The sequence below is a fragment of the Thauera butanivorans NBRC 103042 genome, from assembly GCF_001591165.1.
Lineage (GTDB): Bacteria > Pseudomonadota > Gammaproteobacteria > Burkholderiales > Rhodocyclaceae > Thauera > Thauera butanivorans.
The window spans coordinates 16,397-33,732 of the sequence record NZ_BCUG01000030.1 but is presented as its reverse complement, the minus strand read 5'-3'; the positions used below and the strand labels follow the sequence as shown (position 1 = coordinate 33,732).

At 67.6% G+C, this 17,336-nt stretch carries 22 protein-coding genes; 6 read left to right on the top strand and 16 right to left on the bottom strand.

All coding sequences use genetic code 11. The features are described from left to right. Positions 1-7 precede the first annotated feature (7 nt). Positions 8-460, top strand: a complete 453-nt coding sequence (locus TBU01S_RS13300; RefSeq protein WP_068637147.1) for a ferritin family protein — start codon at positions 8-10, stop codon at positions 458-460. Between the two features lie 32 nt (positions 461-492). After that, complete coding sequence (locus tag TBU01S_RS13295; protein ID WP_068637146.1) at positions 493-1,164, top strand: MBL fold metallo-hydrolase; 672 nt, start codon at positions 493-495, stop codon at positions 1,162-1,164. Between the two features lie 59 nt (positions 1,165-1,223). On the opposite strand, the gene TBU01S_RS13290 is transcribed toward TBU01S_RS13295, so the two are convergent. Together TBU01S_RS13290 and TBU01S_RS23900 are read right to left on the bottom strand one after the other, a co-directional pair. Next, positions 1,224-2,576, bottom strand: coding sequence for a sigma-54 interaction domain-containing protein (locus tag TBU01S_RS13290; protein WP_068637111.1), 1,353 nt, complete (start codon positions 2,574-2,576; stop codon positions 1,224-1,226). Between the two features lie 64 nt (positions 2,577-2,640). Then, positions 2,641-3,045, bottom strand: a complete 405-nt coding sequence (locus TBU01S_RS23900; protein ID WP_157659142.1) for a hypothetical protein — start codon at positions 3,043-3,045, stop codon at positions 2,641-2,643. Here TBU01S_RS23900 and TBU01S_RS13285 point away from each other — a divergent pair. The 4 genes from TBU01S_RS13285 to TBU01S_RS13270 all read left to right on the top strand — a co-directional run bounded on the left by TBU01S_RS13285 (position 3,034) and on the right by TBU01S_RS13270 (position 5,936). After that, positions 3,034-3,825, top strand: a complete 792-nt coding sequence (locus tag TBU01S_RS13285; RefSeq protein WP_068637110.1) for a class I SAM-dependent methyltransferase — start codon at positions 3,034-3,036, stop codon at positions 3,823-3,825. The genes TBU01S_RS23900 and TBU01S_RS13285 overlap by 12 nt on opposite strands. Then, positions 3,822-4,676: a formylglycine-generating enzyme family protein gene (locus tag TBU01S_RS13280; RefSeq protein WP_068637109.1), complete on the top strand. Its 855-nt coding sequence runs from the start codon at positions 3,822-3,824 to the stop codon at positions 4,674-4,676. Before TBU01S_RS13285 ends, TBU01S_RS13280 begins: the two co-directional genes overlap by 4 nt. Further along, complete coding sequence (locus TBU01S_RS13275; protein ID WP_157659141.1) at positions 4,673-5,335, top strand: hypothetical protein; 663 nt, start codon at positions 4,673-4,675, stop codon at positions 5,333-5,335. Before TBU01S_RS13280 ends, TBU01S_RS13275 begins: the two co-directional genes overlap by 4 nt. A gap of 94 nt (positions 5,336-5,429) precedes the next feature. Further along, on the top strand, positions 5,430-5,936 hold the full coding sequence (locus TBU01S_RS13270) for a TlpA disulfide reductase family protein (protein ID WP_068637107.1): 507 nt from the start codon (positions 5,430-5,432) through the stop codon (positions 5,934-5,936). Between the two features lie 49 nt (positions 5,937-5,985). Here the strand turns inward: TBU01S_RS13270 and TBU01S_RS13265 are convergent, their stop codons facing one another. The 14 genes from TBU01S_RS13265 to nosD all read right to left on the bottom strand — a co-directional run bounded on the left by TBU01S_RS13265 (position 5,986) and on the right by nosD (position 17,332). Then, on the bottom strand, positions 5,986-6,474 hold the full coding sequence (locus TBU01S_RS13265) for a nitrous oxide reductase accessory protein NosL (protein WP_068637106.1): 489 nt from the start codon (positions 6,472-6,474) through the stop codon (positions 5,986-5,988). After that, the gene (locus TBU01S_RS13260) at positions 6,471-7,082 is read right to left on the bottom strand and encodes a nitrous oxide reductase accessory protein NosL (protein WP_068637105.1); all 612 of its coding nucleotides are present in this window, start codon (positions 7,080-7,082) and stop codon (positions 6,471-6,473) included. Before TBU01S_RS13260 ends, TBU01S_RS13265 begins: the two co-directional genes overlap by 4 nt. A gap of 87 nt (positions 7,083-7,169) precedes the next feature. Beyond that, positions 7,170-7,667 (bottom strand): TlpA family protein disulfide reductase, encoded by a 498-nt coding sequence (locus TBU01S_RS13255; protein ID WP_068637104.1) that lies wholly within the window; start codon positions 7,665-7,667, stop codon positions 7,170-7,172. Positions 7,668-7,678: 11 nt separating this feature from the next. Then, positions 7,679-8,689 (bottom strand): hypothetical protein, encoded by a 1,011-nt coding sequence (locus TBU01S_RS13250; RefSeq protein ID WP_068637103.1) that lies wholly within the window; start codon positions 8,687-8,689, stop codon positions 7,679-7,681. Beyond that, positions 8,686-9,384, bottom strand: coding sequence for an ABC transporter ATP-binding protein (locus TBU01S_RS13245; RefSeq protein WP_068637102.1), 699 nt, complete (start codon positions 9,382-9,384; stop codon positions 8,686-8,688). The genes TBU01S_RS13250 and TBU01S_RS13245 overlap by 4 nt, the downstream gene beginning before the upstream one ends. Before the next feature lie 4 nt (positions 9,385-9,388). Next, positions 9,389-10,525: an ABC transporter permease gene (locus TBU01S_RS13240; RefSeq protein ID WP_068637101.1), complete on the bottom strand. Its 1,137-nt coding sequence runs from the start codon at positions 10,523-10,525 to the stop codon at positions 9,389-9,391. Further along, positions 10,488-10,820, bottom strand: coding sequence for a hypothetical protein (locus tag TBU01S_RS13235; RefSeq protein WP_068637100.1), 333 nt, complete (start codon positions 10,818-10,820; stop codon positions 10,488-10,490). Before TBU01S_RS13235 ends, TBU01S_RS13240 begins: the two co-directional genes overlap by 38 nt. Positions 10,821-10,899: 79 nt before the next feature. Further along, positions 10,900-11,859 carry a prenyltransferase gene (locus tag TBU01S_RS13230; protein WP_068637099.1) on the bottom strand — a complete coding sequence of 320 codons (960 nt, stop codon included), beginning with the start codon at positions 11,857-11,859 and terminating at the stop codon, positions 10,900-10,902. A gap of 13 nt (positions 11,860-11,872) precedes the next feature. Then, positions 11,873-12,700, bottom strand: a complete 828-nt coding sequence (locus TBU01S_RS13225; RefSeq protein ID WP_068637098.1) for an ABC transporter permease — start codon at positions 12,698-12,700, stop codon at positions 11,873-11,875. Positions 12,701-12,705: 5 nt separating this feature from the next. After that, positions 12,706-13,083 carry a hypothetical protein gene (locus TBU01S_RS13220; protein ID WP_245650919.1) on the bottom strand — a complete coding sequence of 126 codons (378 nt, stop codon included), beginning with the start codon at positions 13,081-13,083 and terminating at the stop codon, positions 12,706-12,708. A 116-nt stretch (positions 13,084-13,199) separates the two neighbouring features. Further along, positions 13,200-14,057, bottom strand: coding sequence for an ABC transporter ATP-binding protein (locus tag TBU01S_RS13215; protein ID WP_068637096.1), 858 nt, complete (start codon positions 14,055-14,057; stop codon positions 13,200-13,202). A 55-nt stretch (positions 14,058-14,112) separates the two neighbouring features. Continuing rightward, a complete protein-coding gene (locus tag TBU01S_RS13210) occupies positions 14,113-15,090 on the bottom strand; it encodes a NapH/MauN family ferredoxin-type protein (protein WP_068637095.1) in 978 nt (325 codons plus the stop codon). Next, positions 15,087-15,953, bottom strand: coding sequence for a 4Fe-4S dicluster domain-containing protein (locus tag TBU01S_RS13205; RefSeq protein ID WP_068637094.1), 867 nt, complete (start codon positions 15,951-15,953; stop codon positions 15,087-15,089). Before TBU01S_RS13205 ends, TBU01S_RS13210 begins: the two co-directional genes overlap by 4 nt. After that, positions 15,950-17,332, bottom strand: a complete 1,383-nt coding sequence (gene nosD, locus TBU01S_RS13200; protein ID WP_068637093.1) for a nitrous oxide reductase family maturation protein NosD — start codon at positions 17,330-17,332, stop codon at positions 15,950-15,952. Before nosD ends, TBU01S_RS13205 begins: the two co-directional genes overlap by 4 nt. Positions 17,333-17,336: the final 4 nt, after the last annotated feature.

Genomic DNA, 17,336 nt, shown 5'->3' with positions numbered 1-17,336 from the left:
CGAAGCGATGAACGGTATCCGCAAGTTCCTGGCCCATGCCGTGCGCCTGGAGGCCGAGTCGGCCAGGCGTTTCGACGAACTGGCCGAGCACATGGCCACTCACGGCAACGTGGAAGTGGAGGCGGTGTTCCGGCAGTTCGCGGACTTTTCCAGGCTGCACCTCGAGGACGCGATGGCCCGGGCCGGCTTCAGACATATCCGGGATCTGCCGCGGGACGGCTATGAATGGCCGCATGGCGAGCCGCCCGAGGCCGCGCCGTGGTGGGGCGTCGACGGCCTGATGGACGTCGAAGGGGCGTTGAAGCTGGCGCTGGAGAGCGAGCAGGGTGGCCTGGATTTCTACCGATCGGTCGCGGCCGCTTCGGCCGACCCGCTGGTGAAGGCCATGGCCGCCGAATTCGCTGCCGAGGAAGCGGAGCATGTGGCGACGCTGCACGAAATGCTGGCCAGGAACGAATAGAAAGAGAGGCGGCTTCCATGCTTGGCAGAGTGATGCCGCTGCAGTTCAGGCCGATCGAGGGGGTGCAAACCGGGCTGATCGGCTATCTGTTGGCCGACCTGGCCGCAAAGGCCGCGGTGGTCATCGACCCGCCACGCGGACAGACCGAATTGATCCTCGCCCTGTCGGAAGAGCGCGGTGTCGAGTTGAAGTATGTCCTTCGCACCCACGTCCATGCAGCCGATGGCGATGCCTGCGATGAGTTGTGCAGCCGCACCTGCGCATGCCTGCTGGCGGGCGATGAGTTCGAGATCGCAGGTATGCCGGCAGCGCGGATGTGCCGTGTCGGGCACGGTGCGGCGCTGTCGTTCGGCGCAGAAACGATCGACGTGATCGGCACTCCCGGCCACACGCCGGGCAGCGTGAGCTTCCTCTGGCAGGATCGCCTCTTCTGCGGCGATGTGTTCGATCTGGATGGCTGCGTGCCCAGTGGCAGCGAGACGGAGCCGGGGAGGCTTTTCGACACTCTGGTCCGGCGTGTTTTCGTGCTGCCGGAAGAGACCCTGGTGTTTCCTGCTCATCCGATCGATGTACGCCGCGTGGCAACGCTGGAAGAGCTGAAGGCGCATCTGGCGCCTGTGATGCGGCACGGCAGGGACGCCTTCATCACCGACATGGAATCGCGGAGAACGATGGACTCCGCAAGCGGCGAGTCCGTGCCGTAAGCTGCCGGCTCTGCCGTCTGCATCGGTATTTCCGACGCAGACGGAGGAGGGGGCCGGCCTCAGCTTGTCCGCTGTCCGAGGCCGAGTGCTTTCAGCCGGCGATAAAGCGTGCGCTCGCTCAAGCCCAGCTTCTGCGCCAGTTCCTGACGGCTGCCGCGATGGTTGCGTACCGCCTGGATCAGCGCCTGGCGCTGGATTTCACCGAGATCGGATCCTGGCGCCATCTCCGCGGTGCTTTCCTTGCGGGCATGCGTGGCGTCAGGGACCGGCTCATCCGGGTTACGGATCTCGTTCGCCAGATGTTCGAGGTCGATCACTTCGCCGTCGCACATCAGGCTGGCACGTTCCAGTACGTTGCGCAGTTCGCGCACGTTGCCGGGAAAGGAGTAGGCGGACAAGGCCCGCAAGGCTGCCGGCGACAGGCTCAGCCGGCGGCGCGGCGCCACCCGCTCGAGCAGCGAGGCCACCAGCAGCGGCAGATCCTCGCGCCGCTCGCGCAGCGGCGGCACGACGATCGGAAAGGCATTGATGCGAAAGTACAGATCCTGGCGGAAGCCGCCGTCGCGGATCATCTGCCGCAGCGGACGGTGCGTGGCCGATACGAGCCGCACGTCCGCATGGCGCAGTTCCGTCGAGCCGACCCTGCGGTAGGTGCCGGTCTCGAGCAGGCGCAAGAGCTTGACCTGCATGCTCAGCGGGATGTCGCCGATTTCATCGAGGAACAGCGTGCCGCCGCTGGCGGCTTCCACCAGCCCCTGCTTGCGCGCGACCGCGCCGGTGAAGGCGCCGCGCTCGTGACCGAAGACTTCGCTCTCGAACAGGGTTTCCGGCAACCCGGAACAATCCACCACGACGAAAGGCGCGTCTGCCCGGCTGCTGGCCGCATGCACGGCGCTGGCGACGAGCTCCTTGCCGGTGCCGGATTCGCCCTGCAGCAGCACGCTGGCCTCCGAGGGAGCCACTCTCATCACCATTTCGAGCATGCGCTGGAATGCCGGTGCACGTCCGATCAGCGCCTGATGGCCCGCTGCTCCCCGCGCGACCTGCATCGGCTCCATCCTCTCGATGAACCAGACAATCTCGCCCTCCGCATCCCGGATCGGGGAAAGTTCGATGGTGACGTATTCTTCCCCGCGCGGCGTGTGGTGCAGGTGGAGCATCTTTTCGCGCTGCCCCGACTGCAAGCTCTTTGCCAGCGGGCAGGACTCTCCCGCGCGGTCGCATGGAACGCTGTAATGGTGGGACACGTCGTAGCAGGTTCGTCCGACCACGCTCTGCCTGTCAGGATACGAGCGGCGGTATGCCGCGTTTGCGGCGATGATCCGGTAATCCCGGCCGCACAGGATATGCGGCTCCGGCAATGTCTCCATGAACGAAATCAATTCGGGCAGAGGGCGTGACGCGGGGCTCATTGGGATGCCGCCAGGACGGAAATGAGAGTTCGATTCTGCCATAAGGACAGAGGGTCCGCCTGTTTCATCGAACGGGCTTCACGCCGTATTGCAGGCTTTTCGGTCCCGCGGCGGCATGGAGCCGGTGCTCGGCATTTTCAGCACGTGAATAGGGGACAAAAGCAATCCGGCGTTTCCTGCCGCCGTTGTCGGGACGCCGCTCCATCGCTTTTCCATTCGGGCAGTGGCCTGCCTTCGCGCATGGACTGCCATTCATGGCGGTCGGTGGCAGCAATCCGGAAGGTGGCGGGGGCGTCCGATACAGGCTGAAAGGCTTGCACGGCTTGAAAGAGATCCGCCTCCTGGCATTCGAATGAAAATGGCACGACATTTGCTGATTGGCCGGTGGGCTGCCCCGTGATGTCTCGTCGTCGCGGAAGCCGGAAATGCCGGAACCACCGAGGATGCGAATGTGTTCATGAGCGGCCACGACGACAGCGACAAGGAACTGGATTCGACTTTCGGTCGGCAGCCGGTGACGGCGCACGAGCGCAGGAGAAGGATTCGCCGGATGTTCGACGACGTCGCGATGCGTTACGACCTGATGAACGACCTGATGAGTTTCGGCATCCACAGGCTGTGGAAGCGCAGTTTCGTCGCGCACCTGCCCGAGCGCGGATTGTTCGTCGATCTGGCAGGGGGGACGGGCGATGTGGCTGCGCTCCTCGCACGGCGGGGCGGCCGGCGCGTCGTCGTGCTCGACCCCTCCCTCCCGATGATGCGTACGGGGCGGAACAGGGACGATGCGGCCGGGGTGGAGTGGATTGCGGGAGAGGCCGAACGCCTTCCCTTCGCAGACGCTTCGGTGGATGTCCTCACGGTGTCGTTCGGCTTGCGCAACACCACCCGGCTGGATGCTGCGATCGCCGAGGTGGCCAGGGTGCTCAGGCCCGGTGGCACCTTCGCCTGCCTCGAGTTTTCCCGCCCGCAGAAGTGGTTCCAGTTGTTGTACGACCCCTATTCCTTCCATGTCATCCCGCGCCTGGGCTCCTGGGTGGCGAAGAATCCCGCGGCTTACGAATACTTGGTCGAGTCGATCCGCAACTTCCCCGATCAGCGGCGTTTCGCCGGGATGCTGGAGGCGGGCGGCCTGAGCGAGGTGAACTGGCGCAACTTGAGCCTCGGGATCGCCTGTGTCCACCAGGCATGCAAGCCGCCCGTATCGGCAGGCCGCACCGGGAGGGGCACAGCAGGAGGAAGCCCGCAATGAAAACGGATTCGTTCCCGCTCCGCTGCCTGGCCGGTGCGGCGCTGCTTGCCGTCGTGGCGAGCGCGTCCGCGATGGCGCAGGACGTATGGCGGGAACCTGTCACCGGTATGGAGTTCGTGCGTGTGCCTGGGGGGTGTTTCGACATGGGCGACACCTTCGGCGATGGGGAAACGAACGAACTTCCGGTGCACAAGGTGTGCATGAGCCCGTTCTGGGTCGGGCGTCACGAGGTCACCCAGGCGCAGTGGGGGCGGCTCATGGATTACAACCTGTCCGTCTTTGCGGCCTCGCCCCGGCACCCGGTCGACAGCGTGAACCAGGCCGACATCGAAACCTTCGTGCGCAAGCTCTCCGAGCACCATCCGGACAAGATCTTCCGGCTGCCGACCGAGGCCGAATGGGAATATGCGTGCCGTGCCGGGGGCAGGGCCGAAAAGCATGGCGGAGAGCCGCCACCCGCGGGCGCGAACACGGCCGAGTATGCGGAGGCGCATGGTGAGGGCAGCGTCGCGGTAGGCTCCTTCGCGCCGAATGCGCTCGGTCTGTACGACATGAGCGGGAATCTGTGGGAATGGGTGTCGGATGTCTATGCATCCGATGCCTACGCGCATCATGCCGTGGAGAACCCGCACTATCGGGCGGCCGGACCTGCCCGCCTGTTGCGCGGCGGCGGCTGGTCCCACCCGGGTGCCTTTGCCCGCTGCAGCAAGCGCCACATGCATTGCAGGCCCACGGCGCGTTTCGATTTCGTCGGATTTCGCCTGGTGCTCGAAAGCCAGGCGGCGGCCGTATCCGTTTCTCGGCCGGTCGCAGCCTCCAGCGTCCGTTCCGTGGAGGACTTGCGTCGATGATTGCAGAAAGGTTCCTCGGCCTCGTGCTCGGATTGGGCGCTCTGGCCGCTACCTTGCCCGTCCTTGCCCAGCAAGCCGCGACGGCGCCGGTGTCCATCCCAGGGGAGCAGCAGACGCCGGGCGGGCCGGGAATCGCCAAAGGGCTGCTTCTTGTCCATGAAGGGCGCGTTTTCATGGCGCCCTGCCGGGATCGCAGCTACTTGAACGTGGACGATGCCTCGGTAGGCCGGGCGGTGCTCGGTGCGCTGAAGGATTTCGGGCTCGCGCCGGGCCGTAACCTCTACGCCGAGCTGCTTGCGGTGCAGCGTGGCGGCTCACTGGAAGTGTCGGGCATCAACTTCGTCCACATCACTGCGCGCTGCATGCGCGAGTCGAAAGATACCGGGGAGTGGCGAGCGGTCGGTCTGCAGGCCGATTGGGAGGCCATGGCCGGCGGCGGCACCCTGCGCATCGATCGTATCGGTGAGGCCGAAGCATATGCGATCGACGGCGAAATCGAGCGCGACGGCGAGACGGTCCGGATTGCCGGGGCAGGAACGACGCTGACGGTAGCGCCGGGCATATGCCGCCTTGCCGATGGCAGCATGATGGCGGGGTGGAAGGCTTCCCTGCTGCTCGCCAACGGCGAGGCGCTGCAGGGCTGTGCCTGGGAGCGCTGAGCCCGCGGCATTCCCGGGCGCCCGTTCGCCGATATGCGAAATCCATGCCGCGCCCGAACCGCCCGGTCCCTGTTTGCCAAGAAAAGGTTGCCTCATGATCCGCAGATTTGCCTTGATCCTCTGTCTCGGCTTCGTCGCTGCCAGCACTGCCCGCGCCGGCGAAGGCATCGATACCGCGGCTTTCTTTTCTTCCACGCTGACCGGACTCGACGGGCGGAAGATCGCGATGCAGCAGTTCCGCGGACGGCCGCTGGTAGTCAATTTCTGGGCGCGCTGGTGCGGGCCGTGCCGCGAGGAGATTCCCGAACTCGTCAAGTTGAGCGCGGAACAGGCCGTGGACGGCATCGAGGTCATCGGCGTGGCGATCGAGGAAAGCGACAAGCTCGAGGCCGTGCGCGATTTCGCCCGCGCCTACGACATGGGCTATCCGGTCGTCCTCGCCGCCAATGACGGCATTCCGTTGATGAAGGCGCTCGGAAATCCGCAGGCAGGGTTGCCATTCACGGTCTACATCGGCCGTGACGGCGAGCCGCTCGGCAGCAAGATGGGCGTCGTGCGGCGCGCCGACCTGGAGGCGTCGGCGCAGGCGCTGCTGAAGTAGGGGGCTGGTGGGGGCGGCCCCGGTCCGGCGCCCCGCTCGGGCGGACGATCTACTCGAAGCGCCCTTGGTCCAGCATGGCTGGCAACCCGGCTGGCACCTCGTCGAAGCGCACGATCCGCACGCCCTTGTGCTCCCTGAGGAAATCGGCCGCGTCCTCGGCGCTGGCGAGCGGTACGAATTCGTGCCCCATCGGGCCGAGCACGTCCGAGCCGATGACGTAGTACGCACTTTTCGCATCGATCGCCTGCAGGCCGTAGTACTCGGTCACCCGGATGTGCGCGATCTGGTCGCGGTCGTGGCCGGCGGCGTACTTGCCCGGATCGTGCCAGAACTTGAACATGTCCTTGGCGCCGTCGAAGAAGTGGGCGTGGCCGTCCTCGTAGACGATGGTCGCCACCCAGTTCGGATACCTGGACACCAGCATGCCGCACACCGGGCAGAGATCCCTCGGCCCCGGTTTCGGCAGGCCGGCGGCGGGGGCCTGGGCAAGCGCGAAGCCCGTCCAGGCCGCGAAGACGAGGGCGAGCAGGGTCTTCATGACTGGCCCTGCCGCTCCATCATCCTGCGTTGCCGTTCGGCGCGGTTCTTGCGGATGCGCGCGACGTCGGCCGACATGTCGGTGTAGGCGGCGAGCAGCGCCTGGTCGAAATCGGCGATCTCGCCGCCGTTGGCGGCCTGCGCGGCCCTGGCGGCCTCGGCGTTGCCGTAGGCGATCTTGCTGCGCGCCGTCATCACGCCGGGCAGCTTGCTGCCGACCAGGAAGCTCGCCTTGTCGGCCGCGGCCAGCGGCCTGGGCTCGCCCTCGGCGGCATTGTCGCCGACCCAGATCGCCTTGGGGTCGCGATCGATGTTCAGCGACAGGCTGATCGCCGCGCAGTGCAGCGAGCAGGTGCCGTCGGCGAGGTCGTCCGCGTAATGCACGACCATGCGCGAATGGTGGAACTGCCTGCGGTCCATGCCGCAGTACGGGCATCTGGGGTACTTGGCGATGTCATCGATCTGGGGCTGGGGGTCGGGCGCGGTCTTGGGAACGAACTGCGCCGGCGTGCCGTCGCCGGCGCAGCCCGACTGGGCACCGGCCTTGCCGGCGGCCGCCAGTCCGATGCTGGCGAGGACGGACATCCTGAGGGCTTCCCTGCGATCCATGGTTTCTCCTGGTGTGAATGGGGTGGGTGGATGACGCGGGCCTGCCGTCGACCCTGCCGGTCCGCGTCGGGGGTTCGATGAAGGTCTCTAGGGCGCGGGCGGCAGGATGCGGTTCAACTGGAACATCAGCGATTTCCGGTCCGCCTCGCCGATGATCTTGCCGCCGACGATGCCGTCACGGTCGATGAAATAGGTGATCGGCAGGCCGTTCACGCCGTACCGCCGGGCGATCTTCGAATCCGGGTCGAGCACCGCCGAATAGCCGACGCCGAGCCTGTCGATGAAGGCCGCGGCGGTGTCGCGGTCCTGGCCGACATTGACCGCGACCACGGCCAGGCCGCGCGCCGCGTGTTCGCGGTGCACCGCGTCGATCCGGGCCATGCCGCCGGCACAGTAGCGGCACCAGTCGGCCCAGAAGTCGAGGATCACCGGGGTGCCGGCGAAGTCCTCCGGGAAGCGGCGCACGCTGCCGTCGATGCCGACCGCCTCGAAGCGCGGGGCGGGCGTGCCGGTGCTCGGGCCGGTGTCCGGGCTGCCGCAGGCGGCGAGCAGGGCGCAGGCGAGGGCGATCGGGAAGGCTCTCATCGGTGGCGGCCTCATGCGATCAGGATCAGGTTCGAGCGCAGCACCATGACGCTGGCGATCGCGGCGAACAGCGCGAAACCCGCCGCGGCGATGCCGGCCAGGCGCGCGCTCGCCCGCGGCGCGAGGGTGGCGAGGCTGGGGCGGCGCGCGAACGGCGTCAGCACACCCGCGGCCAGCCCGGCGGCGGCGGCGGTAAACAGCGGGACGTAGAGCAGATAGCCCTGGTAGCCGTATTCCGGCTTCAGGATGCAGAACGGGCAGTGGTGGTTGGGATGCTCGTAGATGTAGAGCGACACGAAGGCGACGATGCCGATCAGCGCGGCGAAGAAGGCGGCCACGGATGAGGCACCGACCGCCAGCCCGCCCCATGCCCGCCGGCCGGCGCCGCGCCAGTGCCACAGCGCGAGCAGCACCGCCGCGCCGAGGGCGGTGTAGAACAGCGCGATTGCCCGGCGCGGCGCCATCGTGCCGAGTTCGCTCGCCACCGTGTCGGCCGCCTCGGAGAACATGCTGCCGCAGCACGAGGTGATCACGTCGGCTTCCAGGTGGATGAAGTGCTTGAACTGCAGGTACAGCACCAGCGCGGCGAGCGGCGCGTAGACCAGCAGCAGCGCGTACTTGAGCCGGGTCAGCGGGTAGTCGCGCGCCTGGTTGTCGAGGCGGTTGATCGCCAGCCAGACGGCGGCGAGGAAGAACAGCGCGAGCTGCGCGTACAGGGCCGGAAAGCCGTATGCGTTGGCGTTGAGCGTGCCCACCGCGCACATCGCGCCGACGAACATCACCGCCATCCTGTCGGCGTTGAACACGAACAGCAGCGTGGACAGGATCTGCAGCCCGCACACCAGCGCCATCATCATCGAGAACAGGTAGGTCAGGCGTTCGAGCCGCAACTGGCGCTCGCTGCCGCTGCCGATGTCCCAGTGGCGGATCAGTTGCACCGCGAACGGCGAGGCCGCCGCCAGCATGGCCAGGCTCAGGCCGGCGGCCAGCAGCAGGGCGATGATGGCGGGCTGGAAGATCATGGCGCCGCCCTGCGCACGTCGCGGACGTCGATGAGCTGGCCGTCGCGCAGCGAATACACCCGGTCGACCACCGCCGATTCGACCACCAGGGGGTCGTGGCTGGTGAGGATCACCGTGCGCCCGGCCTCGGCCAGGCGGCGCAGGATGGCGAGGAATTCGGCCGACAGCCTGCTGTCGAGGTTGGCGGTGGGCTCGTCGGCGACGAGGATCTCGGGGTCGTTGATCAGCGCGCGGCAGATCGCCACCCGCTGCTGCTCGCCGCCGGAGAGCCATTCCACCTTCGCGTCGCGGCGGTGGGCAAGCTGCATGTCGGCGAGCAGGGCCTCGGCACGCTGCAGGAGCTGCGCGCGCGGCGTGCCCGTGGGGTAGCCGGGCAGGATGATGTTGTCGATCGCCGACAGGCCGCGCACCAGGTTGAACTGCTGGAAGATGAAGCCGAAGCTGCGGCGCCGGATCTCGGTCAGGAAGCGCTCGGGCAGGCCGGAAATGTCCTCGCCCTTCAGGCGCACGCGGCCTTCGGTGGGGCGGGCGAGGCAGCCGAGGATGGTGAGCAGGGTGGTCTTGCCCGAGCCCGAGGGGCCCTTGAGCACGCTCACCCGTGCCGGCGGGATCGCCAGGTCGATGCCCTTGAGCGCCCAGTATTCGTTGTGCCGGCCCTGGTTGAAGGCCTTGCGGATGTTGGCGAGTTCGAGCATCGCGTCAGCTCCGCATCACGGTGTCGGGGTCGGTGGTGGCGGCGCGCCAGATCGGCACCAGGGTGGCGGCGGTATAGGGCAGCACGGTGAACACGAACAGCGTCGCCACCTGCACGCCGTCGATCCGCGGCGTGAGCGCGAAGCTCGGGTAGAGCACCGCCCAGCCCTGCAGCACCGGGGCGAAGAGGGCGAACTCGAAGTGGAAGACGTGCACGTAGGCGGCGACGTAGCCGAGCAGGAAGGCGAGCAGCGAGACCAGGAAGCCTTCCCAGAACTTCATCGCGATCACGTCGCCGGTCTCCCAGCCGATCGCCTTGAGGATGCCGATCTCGCGCTTTTCCTCGGCCGACAGGCCGGCGGCTTTCTCCCAGGCGAAGATGCCGAAGGCGAGGATGGCGGCCGACAGCAAGGCCAGCATCATGCCTTCGCGCCAGTCGAAGACCGAGGCGTAGGTGCGCAGCACCTCCTCGCGCAGGATCGGGCGCGAGTCGGGCAGGGCGTCGATCAGCTTGCGGCCGACGTTGCGCACTTCCTGCGGGTTGGCCACCCATAGCGCGATGTCGGTGTAGTGGCCCTCGGGGTAGGCGAAGAAGCGGCGGAAATCGGCCTCGCTCATCAGCACCAGGTCGGCGCTCACCAGTTCCGATTCGTGGGCCAGCACCCCGGTGACGATGAAGGTGTGGAGTTCGCCCGAGTAGGCGCGGAAGGAGATGCCGTTGCCCGCCGCCAGCCCGCGCGAGCGCTCGAGCGCGGGGCCGACGGTGATCTCGCCCTCGGCGATGTTGCGGTCGGCGGGCACCATGAAGGTGTAGTTGGCCTTGAGCACGCTGTCGTAGTAATAGCCCCACAGCCGCCCCTCGATCTTCTGCACGCCGCGCATGCGGCCGATCTTCTCGACGTAGCCGGGCGGGACGAGGTCGTGGCGGCCGGCGATCAGGCGCTGCAGCACGATCTCGGGAGTGCCGGCGAGCACCCGGGTGGCCTCGTTGCGCAGCGCGTGGGTGTACAGCGACACCGAGGCGAGCACGAACACCAGCAGCGTATAGACGACGAGCAGGCCGAGGCTCTTGCCCTTGCGCCGCGCCAGCGAGCTGGCGGTGAAGTCAATCAGATGGCGCTGCTTCTCGATCCAGCGGTTCATGGCGGTCCAGCAGGAGGGCGGGGGGCGGCAGCAGCGATCCGGAGGGAAAGTGCTCGAACGCCACCGGGTGGTCCTGGAAGGCGGAATGCAGGTCGGCCTGGGTCGGGTGGCGGGTGTAGCGGGCCTCGGTGAACAGCACGGGGTCCGACAGGCGCAGATCTTCGGCCAGGCGCGCGGTGCGCTGCAGCGCCGCTTCGTGCGTGCCGCGCCGGAGCGCCGCGTCCACGAAGGTGGCGGCGAAAAGCGCGGCGGCGAGCAGCGTGAAGCCGAGCACGCGGTCGGACGGCCGGCTCACGGCGCGGCCCTCCCGCCGCCGCGCGGCATCCTCCCCGTGGGAGGCGGGCGCTTGCCTGCGGGCGGCCGTGCGGGAGCGCTCATGCGAACAGCCTTGCCACGCCCAGGCCGACGGCCAGCATCACGCCGCTCAGGTTCGCGGCCGCGATCGTGTCGCGGATCGGCGGCACCAGACGGGATGGGTGTCCGGCGTCGGCGATCAGGCTGCGCGCGGCGCGGATCGAGAACGCCGCCGGCAGCAGCGCGATCGCGGCGCTGGCCGGCATCTGCCCGGCGGCGAGGGCGCCGGCCAGCCACAGGTAGGCGAAGGCGGCCAGTGCCGCATAACCCCGGCTCGCGGCCTGCGGGCCGAGGCGCACGACCACGGTGCGCTTGCCGGCCGCCGCGTCCGCGCGGCGGTCGGGAAACTGGTTGATGTAGAGGATCGCCGCCACCAGCAGGGCGAAGGGCAGGCCGGCCACCAGCGGCAGCGCCGCCGCCTCGCCGCGCTGCACGTAATCGGTGCCGAACACCACCAGCAGCCAGCCCGCGGTGATGGCGGACTCGCCCATGCCGCGCGACATCAGCTTGAACGGCGGTGCCGAGTAGGCCCAGGCCACGAGCAGCCCGGCCAGGCCGATCGTGAGCAGGCCGGGGCCGGATTCGATCGTGAGCCACAGCCCGCCGGGAATCACCGCCGCCAGCAGCAGGTAGCCGAAGCGGCGCATCTCGGCCAGGCTCAGGTAGCCGTTCTGGATGAAGCGGCTGCCGCCGGTGTAGGGGTGCAGCAGCTCGGTGTTGAGGGTATCGGTTCCGTTGAGGGCGTCGAAGTAATCGTTGATCACGTTCGCGCCCGCGTGGGCGACAAGGGCGAACAGGATCGTGACCAGCGCCTTGACGGGGTCGATGTCGAGCCCGTCGGCCGCCGCCGTGCCCAGCCCGATCAGCGAGCCGGCGAAGGTCACCGTCAGGAAGGCGGGCCGCGTCGCCGCGAAATAGCGCGTGAACGCGTTCCGGAATGGATCGCGGACGGGCTCGCGGAGGGATTTGTCGATGTTCATGGGGGGCGCTCGCTCAGGGCAGGTCGCCGCGACGGAAGATCAGGAAGCCCAGTGCCGCGCTCGCCATGCCGAGTGCGGCCGGGTAGGCGACGGCGAAAACCTTGTAGCCGAGCACGCCGAACAGGTCGAGGATCACGTAGGCCGAGGGGCCGAGCACGATCAGTTGCGGATCGAACATCGACAGCGCGGCGGTGCGGAAGACCTGCAGCGGATTGGCGAGCGCGATCGTGACCGCGAGTTCGGGCGAGATGCGTTCCTGGATCATCACGCCGAGCAGGATCAGGTCGAGGAAGAGCAGGAAGCCCAGCCATGCCAGGAAGGCGGCGCCCTGGGCGACGTCGGTGCTGCGCGCGATCGACGAGATCAGCATGCCGAAGCCGAGGAAGCACATCGCCATCGCCGCGATCAGCGCGGTGTAGTAGGCGAACATGCCCCAGGGCACTTCGATGCCCTGCACCGTCGCCCAGGCCACCGCGAGCAGCATCGCGGCGAACACCGGCATGAAGATCACGATGTAGCGGCCGGCGAACTTGCCCCAGAACCAGGCCCACAGCGACACCGGCAGCGACAGCAGGTACTCGAACACGCCCGCCTCGCGGTCGCCGGCGACCGAGCGCACGGTGGTGATCAGCACGAAGATCGGCAGGATCGCCATCGTCAGCTGGATGTAGGTGACGAGCAGGCGCGACAGGCCGATGAAGCCGAGCACGCGCGACTCGGTGAGGCCGAACAGGAAGAGCAGGGCGACGATGCCGCCGAAGACCAGGGTGTAGACGTGGAACCAGCGGGCGCGGAGCGACTCGACGATGTCCAGACCTGCGGTGAGCCAGAACTGTTTCATGTGCCTCATTTCCCCCTCGCCAGCGTTTGCTGCCGCATGTCCTCGTAGCTCGCGCTCTCCGCCTCGGCGGCCGCGCCGGCGGCAGCGTGGTTGTAGCCCATCGGCGAGGTACGCGTGATGTAGCGCACCTTGCGCGGGTCGTGCCAGACCATCTCGTCGCGGCTCTTGCTGTCGAAGTCGGCCACCCACATCCGGGACGATGCGTCCGTCATCCACGGGAAGCGGTCGCGCTGCTCCTCCAGCCAGAACACCAGGCAGCCGACGTCGTCGAACTTGAACACGGTGTCCTTGGGGCCGCCGCGCATCTGCGCGGCGAAGCGGCGGTCGGAGATCGCCATGTTGCAGCGCACGCAGGTGTCGCGGTCCCAGATGATGGGTTTCATGCCCTCGGGCCACCTGTCGTCGGTGCAGCCCGACAGCGCGGCGGCGAGCGGGGAGAGCAGGAGCCCGCCGGTGGCGAGACGGCTGATGAATCGGCGTCGATGCTGGTTGCACATGGTCAGTGGGGCCTTTCGGTCATGTCCAGGCTGCTGACCAGCCCGGTGTAGCGCGAGACGACGCCGAGGAAGCGCAGGCGGTCGGCGCCGGCGATCTCGCCGCTCCACGCGGTTTCTTCGGCGTCGAAGGCGAACTTCCAGCCCGCCAGGGCCTTGGCGATCGCGGGATCGGGAGTCTTGAGCACGATGCGGCAGTCGAGCCGGGTGGTCAGCGCGCCGGGGTCGGCGACCTTGTCGTCGAGCACGATGCGTCCGGTGTCCATCTCGATCACCCTGTTCACCAGCGCGGAGACCTCGTCGAGGCGGTGGCTGGAGATGATCATCGTCGCTTCCTGCATCCGCTCGGCAAGCAGGTCAAAGAAGATCCTGCGCGCCTCCGGGTCGAGGTTGGCGGCCGGCTCGTCCATGATCAGCAGCTTCGCGTCGCGGCCGAGCGCGATCGCGATCAGCAGCTTCTGCTTCATGCCGCCCGACAGGCGGACGAACTGGCGCGCGCGGATCGAATCGATGTCGAGCCCGAGCCGGCGCGCGATGTCGTCGATGCGTGCCGGCGCGGTGCCGCACAGCCCGGCGGCGAAGTCGATCAGCTGCCCCGCCGGCATCTTCAGCGGCGGCGGCAGCTGCGGCACGAAGCCGACGTTGGCGAGCACGGTGGCGCGTTCGCGGCGCGGGTCGACGCCGTCGATGCGGACTTCGCCGTCATGCACGTACTCGCCCAGCAGGCAGCGGATCAGCGTCGTCTTGCCGGCGCCGTTCGAGCCGATCAGCGCGATGCGCTCGCCGGGGGCGACCTCGAGCGAAATGCCGTCGAGCACCCGCGCGCTGCGGAAGGTCTTGCGGACGTTCTGTAGTCGGATCATGTGTCGACTCTCGTCATGTGTTGCGGATTGTCCGGGGGTGGCGGTCCGGAATGTCTCAGAGCAGTCTGGACAGCCCCTTGATGTCGAAGCTCAGCGAACCGGTCGGACACGCATCCACGCACAGGCCGCAGCGGGTGCAGTCGGGGCCGAGTGGCACTTCCGGCTCGACCGCGCGGCCCTTGATGACGGTGTCGAGCACGTGCGGCACCAGGCAGACCTTGCGGCAGTCGCCCTCGTGGAAGCAGCCCTCGAGCCTGTACTTGATGCGGACCGGCGAAATGATGCCGACGACGCCGTAGGTGAGTCCGATCGGGCAGGCGTAGCGGCACCAGGCGCGGCGCGAGAAGAAGACCTCGAACACGAGCAGGGCCAGCACCCACAGCAGCGACAGCCCGGCGCCGTAGATCAGCGCGCGCGACAGGATGCCGGTGGGCGAGATCGCCTCGAACACGGTGTAGCCGGTGACGACGGCGAGCGCCGCGAACACGATCCAGAACACCGTGCGCAGGCGGCGGTCGATCGGCTGGTCGCTCACGAGCTTCTTCTTCGCCAGATACAGGTGGATCTTTTCCGCCCACTCGGCCACGAGGTGATAGGGACAGACCCAGGAGCAGAAGGTCCGGCCGCCGAGCAGGGCCCAGAGCAGCAGCACCGTGGCGGTGCCGATCAGCAGGTTGGTGATGATGTGCTTGTGCGCGAGCATCACCTGCAGCGCCGAATTGAGGTCGGCCATGTGGAAGCCGACGAAGCGGGACGCGGTCAGCGCGCCCTCCAGCACCTGGATGTCGAGCCAGTACGAGAACACGAACAGCAGGTTGGCGAAGATCAGCGTCGCCCAGCGCCGGTTGCGCCACGTGTGGCTGGGTTTTTCGTGCGCGCGCCGGTGCTTGAGCTCGGCGATCTCGTCGCGGTTGTTCTTCTTGTAGAAGTGGATCTTCTGCGCCGCGGGCGAGATTTCCCTGGGCTTCTCGGGTTCCTTGCCCAACATCGCCTTGATCTGGTCGAAGTAGCGGCGGGTCAGCAGCTTGCTCATGATTTCCACACCTCACGGGGGACGATGGCGATCGAGGCGGGTTCGGTCGGGCAGATCATCTCGCACACGCCGCAGCCGACGCAGTTCTCGTGCACGATCGGGCGCGCGCGTGTGCTGCCGTCGGGGCCGGTGAACTTCTCCAGCGAGATCGCGCCGGCGATCGGGCATTCGCGCATGCACAGGTCGCACAGCGGGACGTCGTAGGGATGGTCGGCGACCTGGATGGGCTTCCAGCGGTCGACCTTGACGTATCGCATCCTGCCCTTGAATCCGGGGCCGCGGGCCTGGCCCTTGAAGCCCTCGCCCTTCATCGCCAGGCAGGATTCCGGGCGGGTCAGGCGCGCCACGCCCATGCGCTCGGTCATGTTGAGCGTGGGCTCGGGGTCGTTCATCTTGGCGATCAGGGTCGGCTTCTGCGGCAGCGCAGCGCCCGCGCGCACCGGCAGGAAATCGGGCTTGTCGTAGGTCAGCGAACCGGTCGGACAGGCGAGGATGCACTGCACCGCGTCACAGGAGAAATCGCAGGCCTGCTCGCGGGCGTCGATGTACGGGGTGCCGACGCCGAAACCGTCGGTCAGATCGGCGAGCCTGATCGCATTGACCGGGCATACCTGCACGCATTGCCCGCACTTGATGCAGGACTGCAGGAACTCCTTCTCGTCGAGTGCGCCGGGCGGCCGCAGGCGGCTGGTGCGCGCATAGACCAGCGGCAGGTAGCCGGACAGGCCGGCGCCGAGCACGCCGCCGGTGAGCAGGATCGTGCGCAAGGCCTTGCGCCGGCCCTGGCGCGCGCGTTCGCGCGAAACGGGCGCCTTGCCCTTGGCCGGGGCGGCGGGCGCGGGGGCGTTTTCCTTGTCGCTCATGATGCATTCCCTTCGGTGCGCCGTTCGGGCTTGATGTAGAGAGGGTTTTCGTCGCGGGCCTGGAGGTCCGGATTCGAGAACGGCGCGAGGCGCTCGAGGAAGTCGAGCAGTTCGAGGACGGGCGAGGTCTTGAAGAAGCGCGCGCTGGGGATCTCCATCCAGATCCGGTCGGCGTAGGCATATTCCTCGTGCGGGGTGTCGCCGTGGCCGTCCCCGTCACGGTCGAAGCCCTGGTAGGTGTCGAAGTAGTTCCCGTTCCATTTGTTCTTGACGCCTTCGCCGCGGCCAGCCTGATACATGTCGGTGAGGTTGCCCTCGAAGATGTTGCCGAGCATCTCGTTGCCGCCGAGTTCGCTGGTGAGCTGGATGGCGACGCCGTTGAAGGCGAAGCGGTTATTGACGAAGCGGATCGCGGTGTCGGGCTGGAAGGGCGAGAGGTCGGAGCCCACGCCCACGGCGCAGTAGATGATCTCGTTGTTCTCGAGCAGGATGTCCGAGGACTCCTTGAAGCCCAGCCCCATGCCGGTGGCGCCGGTGGCGTGCGAGATGACGTTGTTGCGCGCCACGCCGCCCTCCATGTACATGAAGTAGATGCCCACGGCATTGTCGTGGAAGCGGTTGTTCTCGACGATGTTGTGGTTGGCGAACATGAAGTGGATCGAGTAGCGGCTGCGCCGCCCTTCGTTGCCGCGGTAGATGTTGCGGTGCGAGTACCAGGCCACCATGTCGCGCGTGTCGGTGACGAGGTTGTTCTCGATCAGGTTGTCGTTGCTGTACCACAGGCGGATGCCGTCGCCGCGCACGCCGAGTTCGGCGTCCTTCGAGCGCACCTTGTTGTTGCGCACGATGTTGTGGTCGGCCTGCTTGAGGTCGATGCCGAACAGGCAGTCGGCGATGTTCAGTTTCTCGACCAGGTTGCCGTGGCCGCGGATGTTCAGGCAGGTGTCGTCGGCGTCGTGCGAGTCGCCCGAGCCGGTGATGGTGAGATTGCGCAGCGTGGCTTCGTTGGTTTCGAGCACGAACACGGTACCCTTGTCGCCGCCGTCGATGACGACCTCGCCTTCGCCCTCGATCGTCAGGCGCTTCCTGACGTGCACCGGCCCTGAGTAATGGCCTGCCGGAACCTTGAGCACGCTGCCTTCGGGCGCCTTGTCGACCAGTTCCTGGAAGGGCTGCAGCCCGTGGATGCGCTTGTGGCGCAGGTAGAGCGGGATCAGTTCGACCGGTTTATGGACGTCGACCCGCGGCGCGGTGGAAAAGTCGGCGGTGGCGCCGGGTCCGCGGACCCGGTCCTCGCCGTCGGACTCCCGCGCCTGGGCCGTGGGCAGGGCCAGGGCCGCTGCCGCGGCCAGCAATGTCAGCCGCTGAAGAATGCTCACGGGC

Coding starts and splice junctions, on each gene's coding strand:
- TBU01S_RS13300 (WP_068637147.1), top strand. CDS start 8: ATGAACGGTATCCGCAAGTTCCTGGCCCATGCCGTGCGCCTGGAGGCC.
- TBU01S_RS13295 (WP_068637146.1), top strand. CDS start 493: ATGCCGCTGCAGTTCAGGCCGATCGAGGGGGTGCAAACCGGGCTGATC.
- TBU01S_RS13290 (WP_068637111.1), bottom strand. CDS start 2,576: ATGAGCCCCGCGTCACGCCCTCTGCCCGAATTGATTTCGTTCATGGAG.
- TBU01S_RS13285 (WP_068637110.1), top strand. CDS start 3,034: ATGAGCGGCCACGACGACAGCGACAAGGAACTGGATTCGACTTTCGGT.
- TBU01S_RS13280 (WP_068637109.1), top strand. CDS start 3,822: ATGAAAACGGATTCGTTCCCGCTCCGCTGCCTGGCCGGTGCGGCGCTG.
- TBU01S_RS13275 (WP_157659141.1), top strand. CDS start 4,673: ATGATTGCAGAAAGGTTCCTCGGCCTCGTGCTCGGATTGGGCGCTCTG.
- TBU01S_RS13270 (WP_068637107.1), top strand. CDS start 5,430: ATGATCCGCAGATTTGCCTTGATCCTCTGTCTCGGCTTCGTCGCTGCC.
- TBU01S_RS13265 (WP_068637106.1), bottom strand. CDS start 6,474: ATGAAGACCCTGCTCGCCCTCGTCTTCGCGGCCTGGACGGGCTTCGCG.
- TBU01S_RS13260 (WP_068637105.1), bottom strand. CDS start 7,082: ATGGATCGCAGGGAAGCCCTCAGGATGTCCGTCCTCGCCAGCATCGGA.
- TBU01S_RS13255 (WP_068637104.1), bottom strand. CDS start 7,667: ATGAGAGCCTTCCCGATCGCCCTCGCCTGCGCCCTGCTCGCCGCCTGC.
- TBU01S_RS13250 (WP_068637103.1), bottom strand. CDS start 8,689: ATGATCTTCCAGCCCGCCATCATCGCCCTGCTGCTGGCCGCCGGCCTG.
- TBU01S_RS13245 (WP_068637102.1), bottom strand. CDS start 9,384: ATGCTCGAACTCGCCAACATCCGCAAGGCCTTCAACCAGGGCCGGCAC.
- TBU01S_RS13240 (WP_068637101.1), bottom strand. CDS start 10,525: ATGAACCGCTGGATCGAGAAGCAGCGCCATCTGATTGACTTCACCGCC.
- TBU01S_RS13230 (WP_068637099.1), bottom strand. CDS start 11,859: ATGAACATCGACAAATCCCTCCGCGAGCCCGTCCGCGATCCATTCCGG.
- TBU01S_RS13225 (WP_068637098.1), bottom strand. CDS start 12,700: ATGAAACAGTTCTGGCTCACCGCAGGTCTGGACATCGTCGAGTCGCTC.
- TBU01S_RS13220 (WP_245650919.1), bottom strand. CDS start 13,083: ATGAAACCCATCATCTGGGACCGCGACACCTGCGTGCGCTGCAACATG.
- TBU01S_RS13215 (WP_068637096.1), bottom strand. CDS start 14,057: ATGATCCGACTACAGAACGTCCGCAAGACCTTCCGCAGCGCGCGGGTG.
- TBU01S_RS13210 (WP_068637095.1), bottom strand. CDS start 15,090: ATGAGCAAGCTGCTGACCCGCCGCTACTTCGACCAGATCAAGGCGATG.
- TBU01S_RS13205 (WP_068637094.1), bottom strand. CDS start 15,953: ATGAGCGACAAGGAAAACGCCCCCGCGCCCGCCGCCCCGGCCAAGGGC.